The following is a 6,746-nucleotide window of genomic DNA, read 5'->3' on the forward strand; positions in this document are numbered from 1 at the left end:
TCTCTATTCCAGCATAGCCCCGTTGTTCTCGCCGAGCAGCAGGTTCCGGTGCAGCCACAGCGGAACGGTGCCGTTCGCCAGTACCGTGTCGTGAAAGCCGCGCAGCGTGAAACCGTCCGGGTTGGCGTGCTGGTAGTCCTCGCGCAGCTTCAACACCATGAGCTTCCCCAGCGCGTAGAGCACGTACGACGGATCGAACGTGCCGCGCTCCGCCTCGCGGCGCGCCGCAGCGTCCTCGAGGTATGCCTCGTCGCGGAAGAACCGCACCCCCTGCTCGACCGAGAGGTCCTCGCCGTGCAGCCGCAGCCCGACGACCAGCCGGCACAGCCGGATCAACGACTCCGCCAGCTGCCCCAGCCGCACCGACGGATCCTGGCGGCGGAAGCCCGCCTCCACCATCATCTGCTCCGCGTAGTGCGCCCACCCCTCGACCATGGCCGTCGACGAGAACAGGATCGACTTGCGGAACGTGGCCGCGACCTGCCGCAGGTGCTGGTAGTGCAGGAAGTGGCCCGGATAGACCTCGTGAATCGAGATCGCCCAGAGCGCTCCGTAGTTGAAATCGCGCAGGTGCTCCTCCTGGCGGTCGGCCGGCCACGAAGGATCGACGTCGGTGATGTAGTAGTAGGCGCGCAGCGGCCGCGTCTCGAACGGCCCGGGGGTCCACATGCTGGCGAACGTCCAGCGATAGAACCGCGGCGTCGGCGCGACGTGCACCTGCTCGGACCCGGGAAGCGAGATCAGGTCCTGGCGCTGAATGAACGTCTTCAGCTCGTCGAGCTGCTCCAGCGCCGTGGCGACGACGCGGCCCGGTTCGGGGTGCTGGAGTTTGGCGCGCGCCCAGGCGGCGGCGGGATCCGCCCCGTCGAGCTTCGACGCCGCGCGCCGGAACTCCTCCTGCGTGGCGTGCAGCTCGCGCGTGGCGATGCTCAGCAGCCGATCGTAGTCGAGGCCGATGCCTTCATCGACCCGCAGCTTCTCCTGCAGCCGCTCGCGCCCGAGGCGAAAGGAGCCCCGCGCGCGCGGAGCGACCTCACTTTCCAGGTACTGCACGTAGGCGCCGATCGCGCGCGACGCTTCCGTCGACGCGTCCGCGAGATCGCCGAGCACGTGCAGGTCGTCGAGCGCCGACAACGCCCGCGGCAGGTCGTCCTCGATGAACCGCAGCGTGCCGCGCAGGCTTTCGAGACCGACTTTGACGAAGATCCCGGGGGGATCCTTGATGTTGTCCCGCGCTGCCTGCATCAGCCGCGGCACCTGCCGCAGCTTCGACAGGACGCGCCGGGCGCGCTCGGGCAACGGCGCGTAATCGAAGAGGATCTGTCCGGCCAGGCTGGTCGAGAGCAGATCGCCGTAGTACTGCGGATTGCGCTCCCAGGTGCGGACCGATTCGAGCTCGAAGAGACGCGAGCGGATGCTGGCTTCGAGCGCCGGGCGCTCCAGGCGCTCGACGGCGGTCAGCCGCGCGGGATCGATGGCGGCGAGGCGCCGGGCAAAGCCTCCGAGCGTGCGGATCTGGGCGTCGATGCCGCTGCGGCTCAAATCCTCCAGCAAATCGTCGTGCAGGTGAACGCCGTCGAACGTCGCGTTGGTCGGATGGATTTCGTGCAGCCACGCGAGGTACTCGTCGACGAAATGCGGTAAGGGTTCGGCGGAATACATTCTGATAAGATCGGCGCCCCGCGCATGGCCGGCACCCTGTATGTGGTCGCCACTCCCATCGGCAACCTCGAAGATGTCACGTTGCGCGCCCTCAGGATCCTTCGCGACGTCCCGCTGATTGCAGCCGAGGACACTCGCCGGACAGCGCGGCTTCTCCAACACTACTCGATCTCGACGCGGACGACGAGCCTGCACGCCCACAACGAGCACGAGAAGGCGCCCGTTCTGATCGATCGGTTGAAAGCGGGCGATTCCATTGCGCTCGTGACGGATGCGGGCACGCCGCTGATCTCGGATCCGGGGCAGGGCCTGGTCCGGCAGGCGCGTGCCGCGGGGATTCGGGTCGAAGCGATCCCGGGACCGAGTGCGGTCATGGCCGCCCTGTCCGCCTCCGGCTGGGGCGGCGAAGGGTTTACCTTCCTGGGTTTCCCACCACATAGGTCGTCTGACCGCGAGCGATGGCTGGCCAGGCTGGTGGATATAGGCCAATTGACCGTTGTTTTCGAGGCGCCGCATCGGATTGCGCGCACTCTCGACGAGCTGGGAGAGCTGTTCGGTAAGGACCACGAGATCGCCGTCGCCCGCGAGTTGACCAAGGCCCACGAGGAATTGGTCATTGGACCGATATCGGCGGCGCGCACGCGATTTCACGAGGCCCGCGGCGAGTTCACGCTCCTCATTCCCCCCAAGAACGCCTCGTCGTCTGCGCCGGTTTCAGTCCCCGACGTGAACCACCTGCGCGAGGAACTTGGTCGATTGGCCAAAGACAGGGCGATCGGCCGGCGTGACGCACTCAAGCAGCTGGCGGCGCGGTACGGCCTTTCCGTGAACCAGCTGTACAGATTGCTGGAGTCTTGACCCAAACCAACGGGATTTGTTACTGTGCCAGCCGGGTTCCGCTGCCGGGTAAGACCGCAGATGCCGATGGCCAAATCGCGCCGGGTGACCAAATCCCGGACTTCCGCTCGTAAACCCGCCCGCGTTGCCAGCAAACGTGGCGCAGCCGACCGGAAACGGTCTTCGCGGCCCGGCAAGGGCGCTTCGGTTCGGAATGCCGCCCGAAAGCCGTCGGCCAAACGGCCTGCACCGAAACCCGCGTCCCAGGCTGCGGCGAAAGCCGTGAAGGCGGCGCCGGTGCCGGCACCGCCCGCGCCTCCCGCGCCGCCGCCGCGCAAGCCGACGTATCACGAGGCGGTCGCGATGTACGAGCGGGGCCTCCAGGCCTTGCAGCGGCGCGATTTCGCGGCGTCCGCCGCGGCGCTCCGCACCGTCATCGAGCGCTACCCGGACGAGCGCGAACTGCTCGAGCGCGCCCGCCTCTATCTCAAGGTGTGCGAGCGCGAACTCGAGCCGAAGGAACCGACGCCGAAAACCGCCGACGAGTGGGTCTACGCCGCGACCGTCGCGCAGAATTCGGGCGATGAACCTACCGCGTTGAGACATCTGCAGCGGGCACTGAACGAGGACCCGCGCCACGATCACGCACACTACCTGATGGCGGTCGCCATGGCCCAGCGCGGCGATCCGGGCACGGCGCTGGATCATCTGCGCCGCGCCATTGCGCTGAACCCGGAGAACCGCTCGCGCGCCCGCCAGGACCAGGACCTCGACATCATTCGCGAGGAACCCGGGTTCAAGGTCGCGCTCGACACGGCGCCGGCAGAGGGTCCCACCACCGTCGCCGCGTCAGCCCCGGCCGCAGCCGTCCGTTCGCGAAAGCCCCGTCGCTGATTCACCTCGTCAGTTCCATTTCTGGGTAGGCCCCCGGCCTATGTCGAACATCCACGTCGTCATACTCGCGGCCGGCAAGGGTACCCGCATGAAGTCGGCAGAGCCGAAAGTCCTGCATCCGGCTGGCGGGCTGCCGCTGATCGAACACGTGCTCAGGACCGCGGATTCGCTGCATCCCGCCACGACCGTGGTGGTCGTTGGCCACCAGGCAGAACGCGTCACGGCCGGGCTCGCAAAACGGCTGGGCCTCCGCTTTGCATTGCAGCAGCCGCAGCTCGGCACGGGGCACGCCGTGCTGCAGGCGGAACCGCACCTGGCGGGCGCGACCGGCACGCTGGTGCTGCTCTCGGGGGACGTGCCGCTGCTGCGGCCGGCGACGTTGAAGTCGCTCGTCGACGTCCACGCCGCGACCGGTGCCGCCGCAACGGTGCTGACGGCCCGCGTGACCGGGCCGCACGAGTACGGGCGGATCGTGCGCGGGGAAGACGGCCGCATCACGGCGATCGTCGAGCACAAGGACGCGACCCCGGCCGAGCGTCAGATTGACGAGATCAACAGCGGCATCTATGCCTTCGCGCTCGAGCCGCTGTTCGACGCGCTGCGATCGATCGGATCGGGGAACGCGCAGGGGGAGTACTACCTGCCGGACCTCGTCGGGATTTACCGCTCGCAGGGGCGGACGGTGGAAACGGTGCGGCTGGACGACTCGCGGGAAATCCTCGGAGTCAACAGCCGGAGGGAGCTTGCGGACGTGACCGCCATTCTGAAGACGACGCGCAACGAGGAGCTGATGGCCGGGGGCGTATCGATCGTCGATCCGGCGACGGCCTGGATCGGCCCCGACGTGACGATCGGTCCCGACACCGTGATCCACCCCAACGTGTATCTCGAGGGGCGCACGCGGATTGGATCCAGCTGCGTGATCCACGCCGGCGTGCGGATCGTCGACTCGACCCTCGACGACGGCGTGGTGGTCAACAACTATTGCGTGATCAGCGAATCGCACGTCGCCGCCGGAGCGCGCATCGGCCCGTTCGCGCACCTCCGTCCGCAGTCGGACATCGGCGAAGGGGCGCACGTCGGCAACTTCACCGAACTCAAGAAGACGGTGCTCGGCAAGGGGTCGAAGGCCAACCACCTCTCGTACCTGGGCGACGCGGTGATCGGCGAGAACGTGAACATCGGCGCCGGCACGATCACGTGCAACTACGACGGCACGCACAAGCATCGGACCGTCATCGAGGATGGTGCCTTCGTCGGCAGCGACACGCAGCTCATCGCGCCGGTGACGGTTCGCAAAGGGGCCTACATCGGCACCGGCACGACGGTCCGCGAGGACGTGCCGGCCGGATCGCTCGCGGTCAGCGCCGGCAGGCAGCGCAACATCGAGGGGTGGGTCGAGAAGAAGCGGAACCGAGGCCCTAAGTCGGAGGGCTAAGGGCTAAGGGCTAAGGGCTGAGGGCAGAGGCCCGGACGTCGGAGCTCGAAAGGGATTCACCATGTGCGGCATCATCGGCTACATCGGCGAGAAGCAGGTCCTGCCGATTCTGATCGACGGCCTGCGGCGGCTCGAGTATCGCGGCTATGACTCCGCCGGGGTCGCCGTGGTGCGCGACGGATCGATCGAGCTGCGGCGCAGCGCCGGCAAGCTGGCGCGGCTCGAGGAGGCGATCGTCGCCAGCCCGCTGGACGGCGAGTACGGCATCGGGCACACGCGCTGGGCCACCCACGGCCGGCCGACGGAAGAGAACGCCCATCCGCATCGCGACTGCACCGGCCGCATCGTCGTCGTCCACAACGGCATCATCGAGAACTACCTCGATCTGAAGCGCCAGCTCGAGTCCGAAGGGCACGCCTTCGTCACCGAAACCGACACCGAGATCGTCGCGCATCTGGTCGAGCGCGAGATGAAGGGGGACGGGCTCGAGAACGCGGTGCGCCGGGCGCTGCTCTACATGCGCGGCCTGTTCGCGCTGGTGCTGATCTCGGCGGACGACCCGAACAAGATCGTGACCGTGCGCAACGGGCCGCCGATCGTCGTCGGCCTCGGCGACAACGAGTTCTTCGTCGCCTCCGACATTCCCGCCATCCTCGCGCATACCCGTGACGTCGTGTTCATGGGCGACGAGGAGATGGCGGTGATCACGCCTGGCGGCGTCGAGTTCACCGACTACTCGGGCCGCGCGGTCTCGAAGAAGAGCACGCGCATCTCCTGGGATCCGGTGATGGCCGAGAAGGCCGGGTACAAGCACTTCATGCTCAAGGAGATCTTCGAGCAGCCGATGGCGGTGAAAGAGACCGTGCTCGGCCGCGCGTCGATCGAGAAGGGGCGGGTCTTCCTGCACGAGATCGACATCCCGGACGCGGTGCTGCGGAAGGTGGAGCGGGTGGTGATTCTCGCCTGCGGCACGTCGTGGCATTCCGGGCTGGTCGGCAAGTTCATGATCGAGTCGCTGGCGCGCGTGCCGGTCGACGTCGACTACGGATCGGAGTACCGCTACCGCGATCCGATCGTCTCCGACAACACGCTGGCGATCGTGATCACGCAGTCAGGGGAGACCGCCGACACGCTGGCGGCGCTGCGCGAGGCCAAGAAGAAGGGGGCCCGCAGCATGGCGATCTGCAACGTGGTCGGCAGCATGGCGACGCGCGAGACCGAAGGCACGGTCCTCACCCATGCCGGGCCGGAGATTGGCGTCGCCTCGACCAAGGCGTTCACCTCGCAGCTCGTCGCGCTGCACCTGCTGGCGATCTATCTCGGCCAGATCCGCGGCACGCTGACGCCCGACGAAGCGCGCCCGCACCTGGAGGCGCTGACGCAGCTGCCGCTGCTGCTCGAGCAGACGCTCGACGGCTGCGAGTCGGTCACCGAGGAGATTGCCAGGCGGTTCTACCAGCGCAGCGATTTCCTCTACCTCGGGCGCGGCATCAACTATCCCATCGCGCTCGAGGGGGCGCTGAAGCTGAAGGAGATCTCGTACATCCACGCCGAGGGCTATCCCGCCGGCGAGATGAAGCACGGGCCGATCGCGCTGATCGACGAGCACATGCCGGTGGTGACGATCGCCCCTGACGATCACGTGTTCGAGAAGATGATCGGCAACATCCAGGAGGCGAAGGCGCGCGGCGGCGCGGTGATCGCGCTCGCCACCGCCGGGAACGACGCGATCAAGCAGCTGCTCGACCCGGCGCAGGATTTTCTGATCACGGTACCGGCGGCGCATCCGCTGCTGACGCCGGTGCTGATGGTGGTGCCGCTGCAGCTGCTGGCCTACCACATTGCCGTCCGCCGCGGCTGCGACGTCGACCAGCCGAGAAACCTGGCGAAGAGCGTGACGGTCGAGTAGATTTGG

General features: G+C 67.5%; 5 protein-coding genes. 4 read left to right on the forward strand and 1 reads right to left on the reverse strand.

Annotated features, from left to right (window positions below; all coding sequences use genetic code 11):
- Positions 1-3: 3 nt before the first annotated feature.
- On the reverse strand, positions 4-1,662 hold the full coding sequence (locus VFK57_06860; protein ID HET7695411.1) for a DUF885 domain-containing protein: 1,659 nt from the start codon (positions 1,660-1,662) through the stop codon (positions 4-6).
- A 24-nt stretch (positions 1,663-1,686) separates the two neighbouring features.
- On the opposite strand from VFK57_06860, the gene rsmI reads away from it, so the two are divergent.
- The 4 genes from rsmI to glmS all read left to right on the forward strand — a co-directional run bounded on the left by rsmI (position 1,687) and on the right by glmS (position 6,740).
- A complete protein-coding gene (gene rsmI, locus VFK57_06865; protein HET7695412.1) occupies positions 1,687-2,520 on the forward strand; it encodes a 16S rRNA (cytidine(1402)-2'-O)-methyltransferase in 834 nt (277 codons plus the stop codon).
- 60 nt (positions 2,521-2,580) lie between these two features.
- Positions 2,581-3,393, forward strand: coding sequence for a tetratricopeptide repeat protein (locus tag VFK57_06870; GenBank protein HET7695413.1), 813 nt, complete (start codon positions 2,581-2,583; stop codon positions 3,391-3,393).
- Between the two features lie 40 nt (positions 3,394-3,433).
- Positions 3,434-4,831 (forward strand): bifunctional UDP-N-acetylglucosamine diphosphorylase/glucosamine-1-phosphate N-acetyltransferase GlmU, encoded by a 1,398-nt coding sequence (glmU, locus tag VFK57_06875; GenBank protein ID HET7695414.1) that lies wholly within the window; start codon positions 3,434-3,436, stop codon positions 4,829-4,831.
- Between the two features lie 61 nt (positions 4,832-4,892).
- Positions 4,893-6,740 (forward strand): glutamine--fructose-6-phosphate transaminase (isomerizing), encoded by a 1,848-nt coding sequence (gene glmS, locus VFK57_06880; GenBank protein HET7695415.1) that lies wholly within the window; start codon positions 4,893-4,895, stop codon positions 6,738-6,740.
- Positions 6,741-6,746: the final 6 nt, after the last annotated feature.

Source organism: Vicinamibacterales bacterium, from assembly GCA_035699745.1.
GTDB lineage: Bacteria > Acidobacteriota > Vicinamibacteria > Vicinamibacterales > 2-12-FULL-66-21 > JAICSD01.

What these genes read in the sequence shown, in the direction of transcription:
- VFK57_06860 (HET7695411.1), bottom strand. Translation starts at nt 1,662, where the DNA reads ATGTATTCCGCCGAACCCTTACCGCATTTCGTCGACGAGTACCTCGCG.
- rsmI (HET7695412.1), top strand. Translation starts at nt 1,687, where the DNA reads ATGGCCGGCACCCTGTATGTGGTCGCCACTCCCATCGGCAACCTCGAA.
- VFK57_06870 (HET7695413.1), top strand. Translation starts at nt 2,581, where the DNA reads ATGCCGATGGCCAAATCGCGCCGGGTGACCAAATCCCGGACTTCCGCT.
- glmU (HET7695414.1), top strand. Translation starts at nt 3,434, where the DNA reads ATGTCGAACATCCACGTCGTCATACTCGCGGCCGGCAAGGGTACCCGC.
- glmS (HET7695415.1), top strand. Translation starts at nt 4,893, where the DNA reads ATGTGCGGCATCATCGGCTACATCGGCGAGAAGCAGGTCCTGCCGATT.